At 64.7% G+C, this 249-nt stretch carries 1 pseudogene; it reads right to left on the reverse strand.

Annotation, left to right across the window (positions count from 1 at the left end):
• A pseudogene (locus tag SB765_RS32240) lies at positions 1–249 on the reverse strand (alpha-keto acid decarboxylase family protein); the annotation flags it as partial.

Genomic DNA, 249 nt, shown 5'->3' on the forward strand with positions numbered 1-249 from the left:
GCCGCCGGTTCTGCAGGCTGCGCGGCGGGCGGTGCGGCACCGGGTTGCCACTGCTGGCCATAGCGTTCAAACAGCGGCAGCAGTTCGCTCAGCGCATCCGCCATCGACAGCGGCGCAAAACGTTCACCGCCCACGCTGGCGCTGGAGGGCTGCAGATCAATCAGTCGCTCAGGGTTAAACTGCTGCGTGAAGCCAGCAGTAATGGTGTCGGTAAATCGCACCCCGACGCAGATCGCCACATCCACCTGC

It is taken from the genome of Pseudomonas sp. SIMBA_067 (assembly GCF_046534675.1).
Classification (GTDB): domain Bacteria; phylum Pseudomonadota; class Gammaproteobacteria; order Pseudomonadales; family Pseudomonadaceae; genus Aquipseudomonas; species Aquipseudomonas putida.